This is a genomic window from Allobranchiibius sp. GilTou38, from assembly GCF_017565325.1.
GTDB classification, from domain to species: Bacteria; Actinomycetota; Actinomycetes; order Actinomycetales; family Dermatophilaceae; genus Allobranchiibius; species Allobranchiibius huperziae.
On the sequence record NZ_JAGEKN010000012.1, the window covers coordinates 136439 to 153416 of the forward strand.

A 16978-nucleotide genomic window follows, 5' to 3' on the forward strand; every position below is an offset into this window, starting at 1 on the left:
TTTCTCAGACCCGACCGGTGTCGCGGCGGAACAACCAGACCGCCGCGCCACCGAGAACGACCGCCCACCCGACGATGTTGAGCACCCACATCCACGACCCCGACCACCCGGCCAGGCCTGCGTGCGCCATCGACGTCACGCCGTACATCGGGGTCCATCGGGCGAACAGATCGAAGGAGTGCCCGAAGACCGGCTGCGGGATGAAGACCCCGCCTCCGAACGCCAGCACCGTCATCGCCATGCCCAGGACCTGCATGGCGTTCTCCGACGGCAGCAGGAAGCCGACCGCGAGGCCGAAGGCGGCCATCAGCATCGAGCCGATCCAACTGACCACGAACGCGAGCACCAGGTCGCCGACCGGCGCGTGGGCCCCGAACGCCAGACCCAGTCCGTAGACCACCACCAGCGGGATCACGGACACGGCCGAGGAGACCAGCACCTTGGTGATGATGTACGCCGAGCCGCGCAACGGGGTGAGCCGCAGCTGCCGCGACCAGCCCTGCGCGCGCTCCACGGCGACACCGGCCGACGTCGACGCGTTCGCGACGAAGGCGCCGTAGAGAGCGAGCGAGATCATCAACCACGCGGACGCGTTGCCGGCACCCGCGTTGAAGCTGTTCGCGCGGAAGACGAAGAAGAAGATGACCGGCAGCACCACGGTGAAGAACATCGTGCGTTTGTTGCGCAGGATGCGCATCAACTCGATCCGTAACAGCGTGCGGTTGAACCCGCCGTACGCCGGTGCGGTCCGGTCGAGGGAGATGTTTCCGCCGACCGGTCCCTGGGTGGTCGTACTCATGCTCGTTCTCCTTCGTTGTCGTCGGAGGTCAGCGTCATGAACGCCTCCTCCAGCCCCTGTGCGGTGATCTCGAGATCGCGCGCTCCCATCGACGTGAGCAGCATGCGGGCCACCGCGTCGCTGTCGCGCGCGCCGATGGTGACGGACTCGCCCCGGATGTCCAACGCCTCGACGCCGTCGATCGCCAGCAGCGCGGCGCGGTCCGGACGGTCCAGCGTCGCCCGGATCGTGCGCCCGCTCGTGCGCGCCTTGATCTGCGCGCCGGTGCCGTCGGCGACGACCTCTCCGTGCCGCACCAGGACGATCCGGTCGGCGTACTGGTCGGCCTCTTCGAGGTAGTGCGTGGCGAAGAGCACCGTGCGGCCCCGGCCGGCGTCGCTGCGGATCGCCGACCAGAAGTCGCGCCGGCCCGTGACGTCCATCCCCGTGGTGGGCTCGTCGAGCACGAGGAGCGCCGGGTCGCTCACCAGGGCCATCGCGAACCGCAGTCGCTGCTGCTCGCCGCCCGAGCACTTGCCCACACGCTGATCGCGGATGCCCCAGATGCCCGCCCGCTCCAAACACTCCTGCACGCCGCGGGTCTGCACGAACAGGCTCGCGGTCAGGTGCACCGTCTCCTCGACGCTCACGTCGCGCAGCAGACCCCCGGTCTGCATGACCGCCGCGACCAGACCGCGCGAGACAGCGTCCCGCGGCGACATCCCGAGCGTGTGCACGGCGCCTTCGTCCGGCCGGCTCAGCCCCAGGATCATGTCGATGGTGGTGGTCTTCCCAGCGCCGTTCGGGCCGAGGAAGGCCACGATCTCGCCCTGCTCGATCTGCAGGTCGATGCCGCGGACGGCATGCAGGTCCCCGAAGGACTTGTGCACCCCGTCCAACTGGATCGCGGCTCGCCCTGCGAGCCGCGTCCCGTCGGTCTTCGTATGAGTTCTCGTCATCATGCGTTCAGACTGTCGGCCCCGACGCCGGCGGCCATGGGGGCGCCGTCACGAGAGCGCCATGACAACTGTCACGCGGCGGCCACGTATTCTTCGGGTCCGTGTCACCCACCTCCGCCGACCCGCGCCCCAGCGTCCACAGCTCAGCCGTCCGTGTCCGCATCGAGCACGCCAGCGACCCTGTGCTGCAACGCCTCTCACGTCTGCCGTCCAACACGGTCGTCATCGTGCTGCTGGTCCTGCTGGTCGCCGGCCTGGTCGTGCGCGGGTGGATCGGCGCGATCCTCATCGGCGTCGTCGCCCTGGCCCACGGCTGGGGCATCTACCTGGCCTGGCCGCGACTGACGGGCCTGGAGCGTCAGATGCGCCTGGCGGTGCTGCTGCTCGCGGTCGCGCTCGCCGTGGTGTGCCTCATCTCCGCCTTCCGTTGAGCGTCGCCGTACGATGGCTACCTGAGAACGATCCTCATCGAGTCCTGCAGGAGGCCCGGGTATGACGACCACCAACTCCGGTCGCCGCGTCACCCCACAGCGTGCCGCCGTCGAGGGAGCCCTCGACCGGCTCGACGACTTCGTCTCCGCGCAGGACCTGCACGCGCGGTTGCGTGACTCCGGTGCCGGCATCGGGCTCGCCACCGTCTACCGCACCCTGCAGGCCATGACCGCGGATGCCGAGGTCGACGTCCTGCGCACCAAGGACGGCGAGGCGGTCTACCGCCGCTGCTCCACGGGACACCACCACCACCTCGTCTGCCGGGAGTGCGGACGTACCGTCGAGGTCGAGGGGCCCGCTGTCGAGCGGTGGGCCGCGAAGGTCAGCGCTGACAACGGATTCCGCGAGATCGAGCACACGGTGGAGATCGTCGGCGTCTGCGCCGACTGCCCCGCCTGACCGGAGTCGCCTCGAGCCTCACTCCAGCGCGGAGAACGGCTCCGGGTAGACGACGGCGCCGCGCAGGGTCTGATCGCGAGCGTCGTACGTCGTGAGCAGCCGCACCTGGGCGGCCCGCACCGGAGCCCAGTCCGGGAGCGGCAGCGTGAGCCCGTGGTCGCCCGCGAAGCCGAAACCTCGTGAGCCGTAGTACGCCGGGCTGCCCTCGAGGACGATGAGGGGCTCGTGTGCCGCCTCCGCGGCAGCGACGGCGGTGTCGATGAGCGCCGTGCCGATGCCGTGGCCCCGGTGGTCGGGAGCGACCGCGAGCGGGGAGAGCATCACGATGGGCCGCAGCCCTGTGGTGCTGCGCACCCAGCAGCCGTCGAGCATGACGTGCCCGACCACCTGCGATCCCTCGATCGCCACGAACGACATCGCGGGCCGGTAGCAGGCGTCGTTCCTGATCGCGCGCACCAGATCGGGCTGCAGGTCGGACTCGAACGCGGCGCGCACCACGTCGTGGATCGCGGCGAAGTCCGCGGGTCGCTCCGGACGTATCGTCACTCCGGGCGGCACCGGCGGGTCACCGTGCGGCGTCGACCGCGCCGCCGAAACGACGGTCGCGGTCCACGAAGATCTGGATCGCGCGCCACAGGTCGAGCCGGTCGAAGTCCGGCCAGAGCGTGTCGAGGAAGACCAGCTCGGCGTACGCCGACTGCCAGAGCAGGAAGTTGCTCGTGCGCTGCTCGCCCGAGGAGCGCACGAAGAGGTCGACGTCCGGCATATCGGGCCAGTCCAGATTGCGCGCGATGGTGCGCTCGTCGATGCTCGACGCCTTCAACCTCCCCGCCTGCACCTGTTCGGCGATCCGGCGGGTGGCGGCGGCGATCTCGGCGCGGCCGCCGTAGTTGACGCACATCTGCAGTGTCATCACGGTGTTGCCGGCGGTCATCTCCTCGGCGCGCTGCAACTCCTTGATGACCGAGCGCCACAGCCTCGGCCGCTGTCCGGACCACCGGCAGCGCACCCCCCAGGAGTGCAGCAGGTCGACCCGGCGGCGGATCACGTCGCGGTTGAAGCCCATCAGGAAGCGCACCTCGTCCGGCGAACGGCGCCAGTTCTCGGTGCTGAACATGTACGCCGACAGGTTGGGCACGCCCGCCTCGATGGCGCCGGCGATGACGTCGATGAGTTGCGCCTCGCCTGCCTCGTGGCCCTTCGTGCGAGGCAGTCCGCGTGCGTTGGCCCACCGGCCGTTGCCGTCCATCACCATCGCGATGTGTTGCGGGACAAGCCCCTTGGGGATCACAGGCGGTCGTGCGCCGGTCGCGTGCGCGGGCGGCGAAATGGGCGGCGTCACGACAGCGCGACCCCCACTGCAGGCGGCAACGGCTCGACGTAGACGGGGTGGTCGACCAGCCGCAGGGAGCGCACCCCGCGCTCCAGGTGCCACTGCAGGTAGGCCGCGACCAGCCCGTCGGCCTCGCGCCGGGCACGCTCGTCGGAGCGTTCGGCCTGTTCCCAGTCGCCCGACAACAGGGCGGCGAGCAGCTCGAAGGTGCGTGGGTCGGGGGCCGACGATCCCGGCGTACGGCACGAACGACATACGGCTCCACCGGCGGCCAGGTTGAACGCCCGGTGCGGTCCGATCGCGCCGCAGCCCGCGCAGTTGACGAAGGTGGGCGCCCATCCGGCGATCGAGACCGCACGCAGCAGGTAGGAGTCCAGGACCAGGTCGGTCGGATGGGTCCGGCCGGCGAGCGCCGCCAGCCCGCCGGCGAGCAGGTTGAACTGCTGGACCACCGGCTCGTGCTCCTCGCTCAATCGGTCGGCCGTCTCCAGCATCGCCGTGGCAGCGGTGAAGGCCGGGTAGTCACGCGAGATGTGGTCGCCGTACGACGCGATCATCTCGGCCTGGGTGACCGTGTCGAGCGAACGCCCCTCGTAGCACTGCAACTCCACGACCATGCCCGGCTCGAGGCGCGCGCCGAAACGGGACTTGGTACGCCGCACCCCCTTGGCCACCGCGCGCACCTTGCCCCGTCCGCGGGTCAGCATCGTCACGATCCGGTCCGTCTCACCCAACTTGTGGGTGCGCACGACGATCGCGACGTCCTTGTAGGTGGGCATGGTGACCCCATTGTCGCTGATGACCGCGCGGAGCCACGGTGGACACGCGCCTACCCTGAGCGGATGCCGCAGCAGACCTACGACGTCGTGATCGTCGGTGGGGGCCACAACGGCCTCACCGCCGCCGCCTACCTCTCCCGGGCGGGCCTGTCGGTGGTGTTGCTCGAACGATCTGAGCATCTGGGCGGGGCCTCGGTGTCGGCAGAGGCGTTCCCGGGCATGGGCGCCCGGCTCAGCCGCTACTCCTACCTCGTCAGCCTGCTTCCGAGGCAGATCATCGACGACCTCGACCTGCGGATCACCCTGCTCCGACGCCGTTACTCCTCCTACACACCACAGCCGGGCACCGACCGCGGCCTGCTGATCGACCATGGCGACCCCCTGGCGACGCGCGCATCGTTCGAGGCGCTCGGAGCCGGCGACGATGTCGAGGGCTGGGACCGCATGTACGCGCGTACCTCACATCTGGCGCAGGCCCTCTGGCCCACGGTCACCGGGCCGCTCCCCCGCCGCAGCGACGTGGCCGCGCTGGTCGGCGATCCCTCGATCACGCGGGACTTCCTGGAGCGACCGCTTGGTGAGGTCATCGAGTCGTCGGTGACCGACGACCTGGTCCGTGGGGTGGTGCTCACCGACGGGCTCATCTCGACCTACGCGTCGGCCCACGACGAGGACCTGCAGCAGAACATCTGCTTCCTCTACCACGTGATCGGCGGGGGCACCGGCGACTGGGACGTGCCCGTCGGCGGCATGGGCGCGGTGAGCGGGGCGCTCGAGGGGGCCGCGCGGCGTGGTGGCGCGGAGCTGCGCACCGATGCCGAGGTGCTGTCGGTGGGCGACGGCACCGTCGCCTGGCGCAGCGCCGCCGGGGACGAGTCGAGGGTCGTGGCCCGCCACGTGCTGTGGGCGGCCGCTCCGGCCGTGCTGGACCAGCTGATGGGCGCTGAGCCGGCCCAGCGGGCCGAGGGTGCCCAGGTGAAGGTCAACCTGCTGCTCTCGCGGCTGCCGCGGTTACGCGACGCCGCGGTGCCGTCCGCCGCCGCATTCGGCGGCACGTTCCACATCAACGAGACCTACACGCAGCTCGAATCCGCCTACCGCACTGCGCTCTCGGGCGCCCTCCCGCAACCGGTGCCCGCCGAGATCTACTGCCACTCGATCACCGATCCGAGCATCCTGTCGCCCGGTCTGCAGCAGTCGGGAGCACACACCCTGACCGTCTTCGCTCTGCAGACGCCCGACCGGTTGCTCGACGGGGCCGACCTCGACGCCGCACGCACGACGTACGAGCGGGCGGTGCTCGACTCGCTGTCCAGCGTGCTCGCCGAACCGATCGAGGACGTCGTGCTCACGACACCCGACGGGCGGCCCTGCATCGAGACGAAGACGACCCGCGACCTGCAGGACGCCCTGGCGATGCCCGGCGGCAACATCTTCCACGGGCCGCTGTCCTGGCCGTTCGCCGAGGACGACGAGCCGCTCGACGACGCGTCAGCACGGTGGGGCGTGCGGTCGGCGTACGACGGGGTGCTGCTCGCGGGTGCCGGATCGCGCCGCGGTGGCGGGGTCAGCGGGCTCGGCGGCTACCACGCGGCGGGTGCGGTGCTGGAGGCCCGCGCCGGATGAGCTGAGCGCTGCCGCACGTCATGCCACAGGCTGCTGGCCGGGTCGGGTGGGCATCAGGCCTGGCGTGAGATCCCAGGTGACACCGGATGCGGCGACGGTGGCGGTGAGCAGATCGCGGTGCACGATGGTGTGGTGGCGGGCGCACAGCAGGGCTGCGTTGCCGAGGTTCGTTTCGCCGCCGGCCCACCAGGGCCGCACATGATGGTCTCGGGGTCCCCGCGAAGTATCGGAGCGCAGCGGAGAACTTCGTGGGGTGAGGTTCGCGTCGCACCAGTCGGGTGGCCGGTCGCAGCCGGGGAAGGTGCAGTGCTGGTCGCGGTGGATGATCGCGGTCCGCAGGCCGCCGGTGAAGAGGCGTTTCGCGCGGCCGATGTCCAATGGTTCGGAGTCGGTGCCGAGGACTGCGGGGATGAGGTCGGCGTCGCACGCGAGCCTGCGCAGGGTGCCTGCGTCGAGGTGCTCGCCGTCGGTGGTGCGTCCGATGCCGGGAAGGTAGGTCGGTGCGGATCCGCTGTCTTCTGAAGTGTGCTGGCTGAGCCGGCCCGCGTCCCGGAGCCCTTGGTACAACGTCGCGTAGTCCATCGTGACGAGGATCTTGGCGGTGGCGCCGAACTCTCCGACCGGCCGCGGGGCGGTGCCGTCCAACACACCGGCTGCGGTGTCGACCAGGCGCACCAGGGCGTCCGCGCGTCGTTTGGCCGGGGTCCGGGTGTCACGCTCGGGTGCACCGGTGCCGTCCTCGGTTTCGACGGGCGCGGGCGCGGACAAGGCGCGCAGGGCGTGTTTGACCACCGCGGCGTGTGCGCCGGACAGTTCGGCGACGAACCGGGTCAGCCCGGAAGGCAGGTCGGCCCAGAACACCGATTCACAGTCCTGCTGACGTTCCTCGTCCCGCACGAGCCGTTCAGGGGCGTATTCACCCAGGATCCGGTTGCTGAGCTGCCGCAACGTGCGAGACCCGTGGTCGGACAACGACAGGTAGCGGCCGAGCAGGTCATCACGGTCCGCGGTCGGCAACTGAGGCAGGATCCGGGGCACCTCCCGCAGTGCCACGTCGGCGACCGGCACACTCGCCGCCCCGGTTGCCAACGCGTCAGCAACGACCTGGTTGCGGGGATCGGCGCAGTCCATCCCTACCCGCCCGACCCTACGGGCCACGGTCGGTTCCACACCCGCCGCCTGCCGGGCCACCCACGCAGGTGCACCGGTCGCGGTGGAGCTCGCGACCGTCCCACGGCCCAGCGCATCCGCGGTCGCCAACGCCGCGACGTTCTCCATCCGGCTGCCCATCCGCAGCATCGACCCGACCACCTCACCCAGAGCGGCCTCGTCCAGCTGCCACAGCGCGCCAGGCCACTCCTCCAACGCGGTGGTGAACTCCCCCAGCAGCGCCATCAACCGGGCGCCCGTGCCAGGCGCAGCAGGCCCATGGATGTCGGTCGTCGACTGCGCCATAGCCCCTCCTGCGCCGGTGACGGCACCCCTTGCCATCTATCCTGAATCATACGCCTGTTCGATACACGTGACAAGGGTAACGACGGTGAATGTTACTGCCGATATTGAGGATTGAACTATTGCCATCTGAGTCCCCCCGCTCTTTGGCGGTCGTGTCGAGGGTTGTCCACACACCGCCGCGACCAGGTTGAACGATGCCGACGATGCGCTAGACGAGCACCGGCAGGCCGGTGCGCACGACCGACCGCTCGTGCTTGTGGTCGCTCATGCGTCTTCTGCCTCGGTGCGTCGTGCCCGGTCACCGAGGATCTCCTCGTTGTGCTGCCCGAGGGTGGGCGTCGGTCGTGTCACGGCAGCCGGGGTGCGGCTGAAGCGGATCGGGATGCCGATGGAGCGGTAGCCGCCCTCCGTGGGGTGCTCGGCGACGTCGAGCAGGTGACCGTCGCGTACGTACTCCGACTCCGTGGCGTCCTCGATCTGCAGGACCGGCGCCATCGGGATGCTGTGCTCGGCGCACAGGGTCTCCCACTCGGCCGTCGTGCGTTCGCGGGCGATGCGCTCCAGCTCCGTGTAGAGGACGGACATGTCCTCGCGCACCTTCGCCCACGAGACGAAGCGCGGGTCCTCGTTGAGGTCGCCGTGCCCCGACGCGACGAAGAAGTCACGCACGTTCGTCTCGCTGTAGGGCAGGATGCACGCCCAGCCGTCCTTGGTCTCGACGGCCGCGTGACCCGTGCCGAGCGAGCGGTAGAAACCGGTCGGCCCGACCGGCGGCTCGAAGGTGTGGCCGCCCAGGTGCTCGACCAGGTTGAACGCGAGCATCGTGTCCGTCATCGGGATCTCGATGTGCTGACCGAGGCCGGTCGCCTGCTGGCTGATGACCGCCGCCAGCACCGAGTAGACGATGGTGAGGGCGCACACCTTGTCGGCCAGGATCGTCGGCACGTAGTTGGCGGTGCCGGTCGCGCGCAGCATCAGGTCGGTGAGACCGCTCGCGGCCTGGACGATCTCGTCGTACGCCGCACGGTCGGCCAGCGGGGAGTCCGAGCGGAAACCCTGGGCGCTGCAGTAGATCAGCGCGGGATAGCGCTCTTCGAGCGAGGCGTAGTCGAAGCCCAGGCGGGTCAGCGCGCCGGGACGCATGTTGGTGACGAGGACGTCGGTGTCCTCCAGCAGCCCGTGCAGGTCGGCCTTGCCCTCGTCGGTCTTGAGGTCGAGCACCACGCTGCGCTTGTTGCGGTTCACGTTGAGTGCCAATGCCCCCATCTGAGGGTGCCGACTCGGCACCGAGATGCGGGCCAAGTCGCCGTGCGGTGACTCCACCTTGATCACGTCGGCCCCGAGGTCACCGAGGATCTGACAGGCGTAGGGGCCCATCACGACGGTGGCCAGGTCGATCACACGCACGCCAGCAAGTGGCCCGGGGTGGGCGTCGGTCGGGGTGTTCGGACGGGTGAATTCAACGGCCTCGGGCATCTCTATAGCCTATCTATGTTCTTGCTCTGGAAACGATGCCGCCAAGCGTGATCCTGCACACCCCTGGCCCTGATTCGAACATACGTCTATCGTCGTGATCATGACCTTCACGCTCCAAGGATCACTGCTCGATCAGGTCGACGACGTCGGGCTGCGCACCCTCGATACCGGCGTCCGTCGTACGCCGCTCTCCCGCGGTGCCTGGATCGACGTGCGGCCCGGATGGCTGACCGGCGCCGACGAGCTGTTCGCCCGCCTGACCCTGGGCGGCGCGGCCGGGGTGGACTGGCGCAGCGAGCGGCGGGTGATGTGGGACAAGGAGGTCGCCACTCCGAGACTGCTGAGGTTCTACGGCGAGAGCGAGCCGTGGCCCGATCCGGTGCTGGCGCAAGCGCGTTCGATGCTCTCGGTGCACTACCGCGAAGAGCTGGGCGAACCGTTCACCACGGCCGGCATGTGCCTCTACCGCGACGGACGCGACTCGGTCACCTGGCACGGCGACCGCGAGGGTCGCGCGTCGAGCCAGGACACGATGGTCGCGATCGTCTCGATCGGCGCGCCGCGGGCACTGGTGCTGCGCCCGGTGGGAGGCGGGGCCGGGCGGACCGTGCGGCACGTGCTCGGCCACGGCGACCTGCTGGTGATGGGCGGCTCGTGCCAGCGCACCTGGGAGCACGCCGTGCCCAAGACGAGCACACCGGTCGGACCGCGCATCAGCATCCAGTTCCGCCCGCACGGCATCCGCTGAGGTCACGGGGTCAGCGCACGCGCATCGGCAGCACGGCCGGGCCGTGGATGACCAGCGAACGGCGATACCGCACCGGCCTGTCTGTGCGGCGTAGTTGCGGCAGGCGCCGGGCGAGGGCGCCGAAGACGACCTCCAGTTCTAGACGGGCCAGCGGCGCGCCCAGGCAGTAGTGGATGCCGCCGGAGAACGTCAGATGCTCGGCGGCGTTCGGCCGGGTGATGTCGAACCGGTCAGGCTGATCGAACACCGTCGGATCGCGGTTCGCTCCGCCGATCCGCAGCTGCACCAACTCCTCCCGTCCGATCGGCGTGCCACGGATGACGGTGTCGTCGAAGGAGACCCGCGACGTGCCCTGCACCGGCGCGTCGAAGCGCAGCACCTCCTCGACCGCCCCGGCCGCGAGCCCCGGGTCGGCGACCAGTCGCTCCCACTGGTCTCGGTGCTCCATGAAGGCGAGCACGCCGTTGCCGATCGCGTTGACGGTGGTCTCGAAACCTGCCAGGAGCAGCAGCGTGCACAGCGGCACCATCTCCTCAGGGGTGATGGCCTCGCCTTGCGCCGCCACCAGATGCGAGATGACGTCGTCGTGCGGTTCACGACGACGCAGCTCGAACAGGCGCGTGAAGACGTCTGTCAGCGCGCGGCTCGCCTGCATCAGTCGGGCGGCATGGCGCAGGGAAGTCACCCCGGACAGTGCCGTGCCGATGGCGGCGCCGTACGTCGCGAATCCGTCGGTCTCGGAGTCGGGGATGCCCATCATCCGGCTGATCACCGCGATGGGCAGTGGTGAGGCGAAGCCCGACACGAGGTCGAAACTCCCCTGCTCTTCGACGTCGTGCAGCAGGTCGTCGACCGTCTGCTCGATCAGGCCGCGGTAGCCCCGCATCTGGCGCGGACCGAACGCGGGAGCGACCAGCCGCCGCAACCGGGTGTGGTCGGGTGGGTTGTAGGTGAGGAAGGACAGGTCCCCCTCCTCGCCGCCGGGCCCGGACGCTTCGTGCTCGGCCCGGGGGCCGAAGCGGCGACTACGCAGGATCTCGTTGCAGACCGCGTGATCGACCGTGGTGGGGTGTCCGAACCTGTTGCTTACGAACGGGCCCCGCGCACGCACCACCTCGTAGTTGGGGTAGGGGTCGCGGAGTCGGTGACCGTAGGCGAGCTGCGACAGGGGTTCGCGCCGGACAAAGGCGTGGTAGGCGCGGGCTCCCTTGTCCGCGTAGAGGCTCGTCGCGAACCTCACGGTCTGCTTCAGCTGCGTCGCGTCGGCCATGCCCACCACCCTGCCTCGTCGTGCGACCTGCCCGCGCCCGCTCAGTCGTCGAGCGCGGCCCCGATCGCCTCGGCCATCTCCGTCACCTGGTCATCGGTCATGATCAACGCGGGCGAGATCTGGATGCCACCGGCACCGACCGGCCGGGTCGACACACCGCGCAGCCGCAGCGCCTTCGCCAAGGCCATCGCGCTGGGGGCATCCGCGAGCTGAACCGCGGCGAGCGCACCTGTCCCGCACCGCACTTCGGTCACCGCAGCATGCTGCGCCAGCGGTCTCAGCTGCTCGGCGAGCGTGTCCTGCAGCCGCAGCGCCTCGTCGAGCAGCCCCTCCTGCTCGATGATGTCGAGGTTGGCCAGAGCCACGGCCGCCGCGACGGCGTGGCCCGAGTAGGTGTAACCGTGCCGCAGCCACCGCCCTGCGTCGGTCTCGAAGAACGGCGCCGCCACCTTGGGCGCCACGAAGACCGCGCCCATCGGCACGTACCCCGAGGTGAGGCCCTTGGCGGTCGTCACGAAGTCCGGCTCGAGGCCGAAACGCGATGAGGCGAACCAGGATCCGCCGATCCGACCGAAGCCGGTGACCACCTCGTCAGCAACGAAGAGCACCTCGTACTCACCACAGATCTTGCGGACCGCGAGCAGATAGTCCTCCGGCGGCGGGTAGACCCCGCCCGCGCCCATCACCGGCTCGCAGAAGAACGCCGCGACGTTCTGCGGCCCGAGCCGCTCGATGGTGGCGCGCAGGTCCTCCGGGTCGTCCCAGGCGACATGCGCCTGGTCGGCGACCAGCTCGCCGTACCCGTCGTGGTTGCCCGGGATGCCGGCGAGCGACGTACCGGCGTAGTGCATGCCGTGGTAGGCCTTGTCACGCCCGACGAGGATGCGGCGGGTCGGTTCGCCGCGCTCGACCCAGTAGCGGCGGGCGATCTTGGCGGCGGTCTCGATCGAGTCGGACCCGCCCGAGGTGAAGAAGACCTTCGAGCCGGGCACCGGGGCGATCCCGGCCAGACGCTCGGCCAGCTGCACGGTGACGTCCGTGGTGAAGTCACCGAAGGTGGAGTACGCCGCGATGGTGCGCATCTGCTCGGCCGCGGCGTCGGCGAGTTCGCTGCGCCCGTGCCCGACGTTCGCGAACCACAGACCCGCCGTGGCGTCGAGGTAACGCTGGCCGTAGTCGTCGAAGACGTAGGCGCCCTCACCGCGGGTGATGACGAACTCGCCGTCGCGCTCGACCGCGCCCATGTCGCTGAACGGATGCCACAACGCGCCCATCGACGCCTCCCTACAACTCCCGGCGCGGCGTGTCCGCACCCGGTGAGACCGTATCGGGACCACCGGGTGCGGCCGCGAGGGTGTTCAGACCAGGGCGGACTCCCGCTCGGCGCGGTTGACCGCCGACAGGATCGCGGTCATCGAGGCGCGCACGATCGAGCTGTGCACCCCGACGCCCCAGATGACCCGGTCGCCGATGGCGCACTCCAGGTACGCCGCGGCCCGCGCATCGCCACCGGCGGTCATCGCGTGCTCGGCGTAGTCCAGGACCCGGACGTCGGATCCCACCTTCGCGAGAGCGTCGACGAACGCCGCGATCGGCCCGTTGCCCCAGCCCTCGACGGTGACCGGCTCGGAGCGGTCGGTCAGCTGCACCACGACGTGGTCCTGGCCTCCGACGCTGTCGACCTGGTAACCGATCGGTGCGAAGCGGCCCCATGCGCTCTCGCCCTCGCCGGTGCCGGGCAGGTACTCGTCGCTGAAGAGCTGCCACAGCTGGGCGGAGCTGACCTCGCCACCCTCGGTGTCGGTGCGTCGCTGCACCACCCCGCTGAACTCGATCTGCAGGCGCTTCGGCAGGTCCAGACCGTGCTCCGCCTTGAGGATGTACGCCGAGCCGCCCTTGCCCGACTGCGAGTTCACGCGTACGACGGCCTCGTACGTGCGGCCGATGTCGTGCGGGTCGATGGGCAGGTAGGGCACACCCCAGAAGATGTCGTCGACGCTCTTGCCTGCCGCCGCGGCGTCCCGCTCCATGGCCTCGAAGCCCTTCTTGATGGCGTCCTGGTGCGATCCGGAGAAGGCGGTGTAGACCAGGTCGCCGCCCCAGGGGTGACGCTCGTCGACGTCCAGCTGGTTGCAGTGCTCCACGGTGCGGCGGATGTCGTCCATGTCGGAGAAGTCGATCTGGGGGTCGACGCCCTGGCTGAACAGATTCATGCCTAGTGTCACCAGGCACACGTTGCCGGTGCGCTCGCCGTTGCCGAAGAGGCAGCCCTCGATGCGATCCGCGCCGGCGAGGTAGCCCAGCTCGGCGGCCGCGACGCCCTCACCGCGGTCGTTGTGCGGGTGCAGCGACAGCATCACGCTCTCACGACGGTTGATGCGCCGTGACATCCACTCGATCGAGTCGGCGTAGACGTTCGGCGTCGCCATCTCCACGGTCGCGGGCAGGTTGATGATCATCTTGTGGTCCGGCGTCGGGTCGATGACGTCGATGACCTCGTTGCAGATGCGCAACGCGAACTCCAGCTCGGTGCCCGTGTAGGACTCCGGCGAGTACTCGTAGTAGACGTCGGTGTCGGCGACCGTCTCCTCCAGCTTGCGGCACAGCCGCGCGCCCTGCAGGGCGATGTCGACGATGCCGTCCTGGTCCATCCCGAAGACGACGCGTCGCTGCAGCACGGACGTGGAGTTGTAGAAGTGCACGATCGCCGTCTTCGATCCGCGGATGGCGTCGAAGGTGCGCTCCACCAACGCATCCCGGCACTGCGTCAGCACCTGGATGGTCACGTCGTCCGGGATGTGGCCGCCGTCGATCAACTCGCGCACGAAGTCGAAATCCGTCTGGCTCGCGCTGGGGAAGCCGACCTCGATCTCCTTGTACCCCATCCGCACCAGGAGCTTGAACATGCGCATCTTGCGCTCGGCGTTCATCGGGTCGATGAGTGCCTGGTTGCCGTCGCGCAGGTCGACCGCGCACCAGCGCGGGGCCTTGGTGACCGTCTTGTCCGGCCAGGTGCGGTCGGGCAGGTCGACGGTGATCTGCTGGTCGAAGGAGGCGTACTTACCGGTCGGCATCCCCGAGGGCTGCTGGGGGTGGATCATGGACTCGCCTTTGGTTGCGGTTGGGCTCGGCCCGGGCAGCACGACCTCCGCGGCGAGGAAGGCCGAAAGTCAGGCCCCGCCGCGGCAGCGAAGAAGGAGTCCGTATGCCGCACGCACGACTGACACTGTAGGCGGCGCTCCGCGACGGCGTCCACAGGGTGGGAAGCGAGTCCACATACCGGGACGGTTGGCAGCGCGGGCTGTGAAGACCCGTCGCCGTCGACCTCTGCTCACACCCGTCATTGCGGGCACGCGCACAGGCACGGCACAGGAAGTCGCTCCCTGCACCCAGGGTGTCTTCCTACGTTCGCGACAGGCGGACATTCCAGCGGGAAGAGGACGACACGACGCGGCAACGACTGGTCCGGCAAGCGATGGCGTGCGCGGTGGCCGTGGCATTCGCCACCGTGCTCGCGTGCTGCACCACCGGCGGCGCGCCGACGACGAAGGCGGCGACCAGCGGCTCGGATTCGGGCTCGACCTCGGGCTCGGGTTTGGGCTCGACCTCGGGCAAGCCGAACGTGGTCTTCGTGCTGACCGACGACCTGTCGATGAACCTGATCAGCCACATGCCGCAGGTGCAGGCTCTGCAGAAGGCCGGCACGACGATGTCGAACTACCGGGTGGTCGATTCGTTGTGCTGCCCCTCGCGGTCGGCGATCTTCACCGGCGAATATCCGCACAACGACGGGGTGTTCACCAACTCCGGCAGCGACGGCGGGTACGACGCGTACAACAAGAACGGCAACACGCAGAAGAGCTACGCGTTGTCGATGCAGAAAGCGGGGTACACGACCGGGTTCATGGGCAAGTACCTGAACGGCTACCAGCCCACCGATCCGAAGCCCGCCGGCTGGGACAAGTGGGACGTCGCGGGGAACGGATACCCCGAGTTCAACTACACGCTCAACGAGAACGGCAAACAGGTGAAGTACGGGCACTCGGCCGACGACTACATGGTGGATGTGCTGTCGGGCAAGGCTGATTCGTTTATTAGTGCCTCGGCCAGCAGCGGGAAGCCGTTCATGCTCCAGGTCGCGACCTTCGCCCCGCATGCGCCGTACACCCCAGCGCCGCGGTACGCGTCCGCCGCTCAGGGCCTGGCGTACCCGAAGACCCCGGCGTACGACGCACTGCCGAGCAATCCGCCGTCCTGGCTCAAGGGCCGGCCGACCCTCAAGGCGGGCCAGGAGAAGAAGCTTCTCAACGGCTACCGCAAACGCGTCGAGGCCGACCTCGCTGTGAACGACCTGATCGGCAACGTCCGGAAGACACTGCAGGCCGAGGGCATCGCGGACAACACGTACATCGTCTTCAGCTCCGACAACGGCTACCACATGGGCGAATACCGCTTGACCGCAGGGAAGCAGACCGCGTTCGACACCGACATCCACGTGCCGATGATCGTGTCGGGTCCCGGGGTGCCGGCTGATCGCACCGTCACCCAGCCGATGTCGAATGTCGACCTCGCCCCGACGTTCGAGTCGTTGGCCGGCGCGACCGTCCCGTCCACGGTGGACGGGGTCAGCATGGTCGATGCGTGGCACGGCAAGCCCCCGGCCGATGCGCCACAGGCGGTGCTGATCGAGCATCACGGGCCGGACAACACCCCCGGCGATCCGGACCGACAGGGAAAGAGGGCGGCCGACCCACCGTCGTACGAGGCGGTGCGGACACCCGACGCGCTCTATGTGCGCTACGCGAGCGGCGAGGAGGAGTTCTACGACACCACGAAGGATCCGTACGAGCTGCACAACCTGGGCTCGAAGGCGGTGCCCGCCAGCCTGCGGACGGCGCTTGCCGCACTGGAGAAGTGCAAGGGAGCAGCTGCCTGCCAGGCCGCTGCGCGGGTCTGATTTCAACGGCCGCTCGTCCGCTCGCGAAGTGGTGAGGGCCTGTCGGTGGTCGGTGATTGAATTCATACATGAGTTCGGCACAGGGTCTCGCAGCTGTCAGTGACAGCGCGGGCGGTCTTGTGGCTGCTGCACCTTCGGCCGTGGACCCGTTGGACGAGGTCGGGGCGATCTGCGGTCGGTTGAACGCCGCACACGCCGACCTGATCGACCTGGTCACCGACCTGGTGCGCACAGAATCGTGGGCGATCGGTGGGATTCGCTCCCCCGAACACTGGTTGACCTGCTTCGCCGGGGTCTCTCCCGCCACCGCCCGAGACCTGGTACGGATCGCCACCCGGTCCGCCGAGCTGCCCGCGCTATCCCGAGAGGTGCACGCCGGGCGGCTGTCGCTGGGGCAGGCCGCCGTCGTCGCCGCGCACACCCCGGTCGGGTACGACGAAACCGTGGTGGACCTGGCGGTGCACGCCACCGTCCCGCAGTTGCGCCGGGCGCTGGTCAAGTACGACTTCGCCACCACCACCGACGACGACGACATGAGTAGCTCGGCTCCGCGCGTGCCTGACCCTTTCTCGGCCGCGGCGCAGCCCGCGGAACTGTCGATGCACTACGACCACGACCGGTTCCACCTGACCTACTCCGCACCCGCCGACATCGGTGCCCTGGTCCAACAAGCCCTCACAGAGGCCAAAGACGCCCTGTTCCTAGC

16 protein-coding genes are annotated in these 16978 nt (G+C 69.3%); 6 read left to right on the forward strand and 10 right to left on the reverse strand.

The window, feature by feature from the left end; genetic code table 11:
• Positions 1-4: 4 nt before the first annotated feature.
• Positions 5-799, reverse strand: a complete 795-nt coding sequence (locus JOB34_RS15475; protein ID WP_179480005.1) for an ABC transporter permease — start codon at positions 797-799, stop codon at positions 5-7.
• Positions 796-1740, reverse strand: a complete 945-nt coding sequence (locus JOB34_RS15480) for an ABC transporter ATP-binding protein (protein ID WP_243758188.1) — start codon at positions 1738-1740, stop codon at positions 796-798. The genes JOB34_RS15475 and JOB34_RS15480 overlap by 4 nt, the downstream gene beginning before the upstream one ends.
• 98 nt (positions 1741-1838) lie before the next feature.
• On the opposite strand from JOB34_RS15480, the gene JOB34_RS15485 reads away from it, so the two are divergent.
• Positions 1839-2168: a DUF6703 family protein gene (locus JOB34_RS15485; protein WP_208053526.1), complete on the forward strand. Its 330-nt coding sequence runs from the start codon at positions 1839-1841 to the stop codon at positions 2166-2168.
• Between the two features lie 61 nt (positions 2169-2229).
• Positions 2230-2628: a Fur family transcriptional regulator gene (locus JOB34_RS15490; RefSeq protein ID WP_179480001.1), complete on the forward strand. Its 399-nt coding sequence runs from the start codon at positions 2230-2232 to the stop codon at positions 2626-2628.
• An 18-nt stretch (positions 2629-2646) separates the two neighbouring features.
• On the opposite strand, the gene JOB34_RS15495 is transcribed toward JOB34_RS15490, so the two are convergent.
• Genes JOB34_RS15495 through recO form a run of 3 tightly spaced genes read right to left on the reverse strand, consistent with a single transcriptional unit; the run spans position 2647 to position 4740 of the window.
• Positions 2647-3174 carry an N-acetyltransferase gene (locus tag JOB34_RS15495; protein ID WP_208053527.1) on the reverse strand — a complete coding sequence of 176 codons (528 nt, stop codon included), beginning with the start codon at positions 3172-3174 and terminating at the stop codon, positions 2647-2649.
• A 19-nt stretch (positions 3175-3193) separates the two neighbouring features.
• Complete coding sequence (locus JOB34_RS15500; RefSeq protein WP_208053528.1) at positions 3194-3970, reverse strand: isoprenyl transferase; 777 nt, start codon at positions 3968-3970, stop codon at positions 3194-3196.
• A complete protein-coding gene (gene recO, locus JOB34_RS15505; RefSeq protein ID WP_208053529.1) occupies positions 3967-4740 on the reverse strand; it encodes a DNA repair protein RecO in 774 nt (257 codons plus the stop codon). Before recO ends, JOB34_RS15500 begins: the two co-directional genes overlap by 4 nt.
• A gap of 63 nt (positions 4741-4803) precedes the next feature.
• On the opposite strand from recO, the gene JOB34_RS15510 reads away from it, so the two are divergent.
• Complete coding sequence (locus JOB34_RS15510) at positions 4804-6366, forward strand: NAD(P)/FAD-dependent oxidoreductase (protein WP_208053530.1); 1563 nt, start codon at positions 4804-4806, stop codon at positions 6364-6366.
• Positions 6367-6384: 18 nt separating this feature from the next.
• On the opposite strand, the gene JOB34_RS15515 is transcribed toward JOB34_RS15510, so the two are convergent.
• The gene (locus tag JOB34_RS15515) at positions 6385-7821 is read right to left on the reverse strand and encodes an HNH endonuclease signature motif containing protein (RefSeq protein ID WP_208053531.1); all 1437 of its coding nucleotides are present in this window, start codon (positions 7819-7821) and stop codon (positions 6385-6387) included.
• Positions 7822-8085: 264 nt separating this feature from the next.
• Positions 8086-9297 carry a CoA transferase gene (locus JOB34_RS15520; RefSeq protein WP_208053532.1) on the reverse strand — a complete coding sequence of 404 codons (1212 nt, stop codon included), beginning with the start codon at positions 9295-9297 and terminating at the stop codon, positions 8086-8088.
• 100 nt (positions 9298-9397) lie between these two features.
• Between JOB34_RS15520 and JOB34_RS15525 the strand changes: the two genes are divergently transcribed.
• Complete coding sequence (locus JOB34_RS15525; RefSeq protein ID WP_208053533.1) at positions 9398-10045, forward strand: alpha-ketoglutarate-dependent dioxygenase AlkB; 648 nt, start codon at positions 9398-9400, stop codon at positions 10043-10045.
• 10 nt (positions 10046-10055) lie between these two features.
• On the opposite strand, the gene JOB34_RS15530 is transcribed toward JOB34_RS15525, so the two are convergent.
• The 3 genes from JOB34_RS15530 to leuA form a co-directional block, all read right to left on the reverse strand.
• Positions 10056-11315, reverse strand: a complete 1260-nt coding sequence (locus JOB34_RS15530; protein ID WP_208053534.1) for a cytochrome P450 — start codon at positions 11313-11315, stop codon at positions 10056-10058.
• Positions 11316-11356: 41 nt separating this feature from the next.
• Entirely contained in the window at positions 11357-12589 is a 1233-nt protein-coding gene (locus tag JOB34_RS15535) for an aminotransferase class III-fold pyridoxal phosphate-dependent enzyme (RefSeq protein ID WP_208053535.1), read from the reverse strand.
• Positions 12590-12673: 84 nt separating this feature from the next.
• Positions 12674-14416, reverse strand: coding sequence for a 2-isopropylmalate synthase (gene leuA / locus JOB34_RS15540; protein ID WP_208053536.1), 1743 nt, complete (start codon positions 14414-14416; stop codon positions 12674-12676).
• Positions 14417-14808: 392 nt separating this feature from the next.
• On the opposite strand from leuA, the gene JOB34_RS15545 reads away from it, so the two are divergent.
• Positions 14809-16272, forward strand: a complete 1464-nt coding sequence (locus tag JOB34_RS15545) for a sulfatase (RefSeq protein ID WP_208053537.1) — start codon at positions 14809-14811, stop codon at positions 16270-16272.
• A gap of 68 nt (positions 16273-16340) precedes the next feature.
• Positions 16341-16978, forward strand: a 638-nt coding sequence (locus JOB34_RS15550) for a DUF222 domain-containing protein (RefSeq protein WP_208053538.1), incomplete at its 3' end; no start/stop codon positions are given.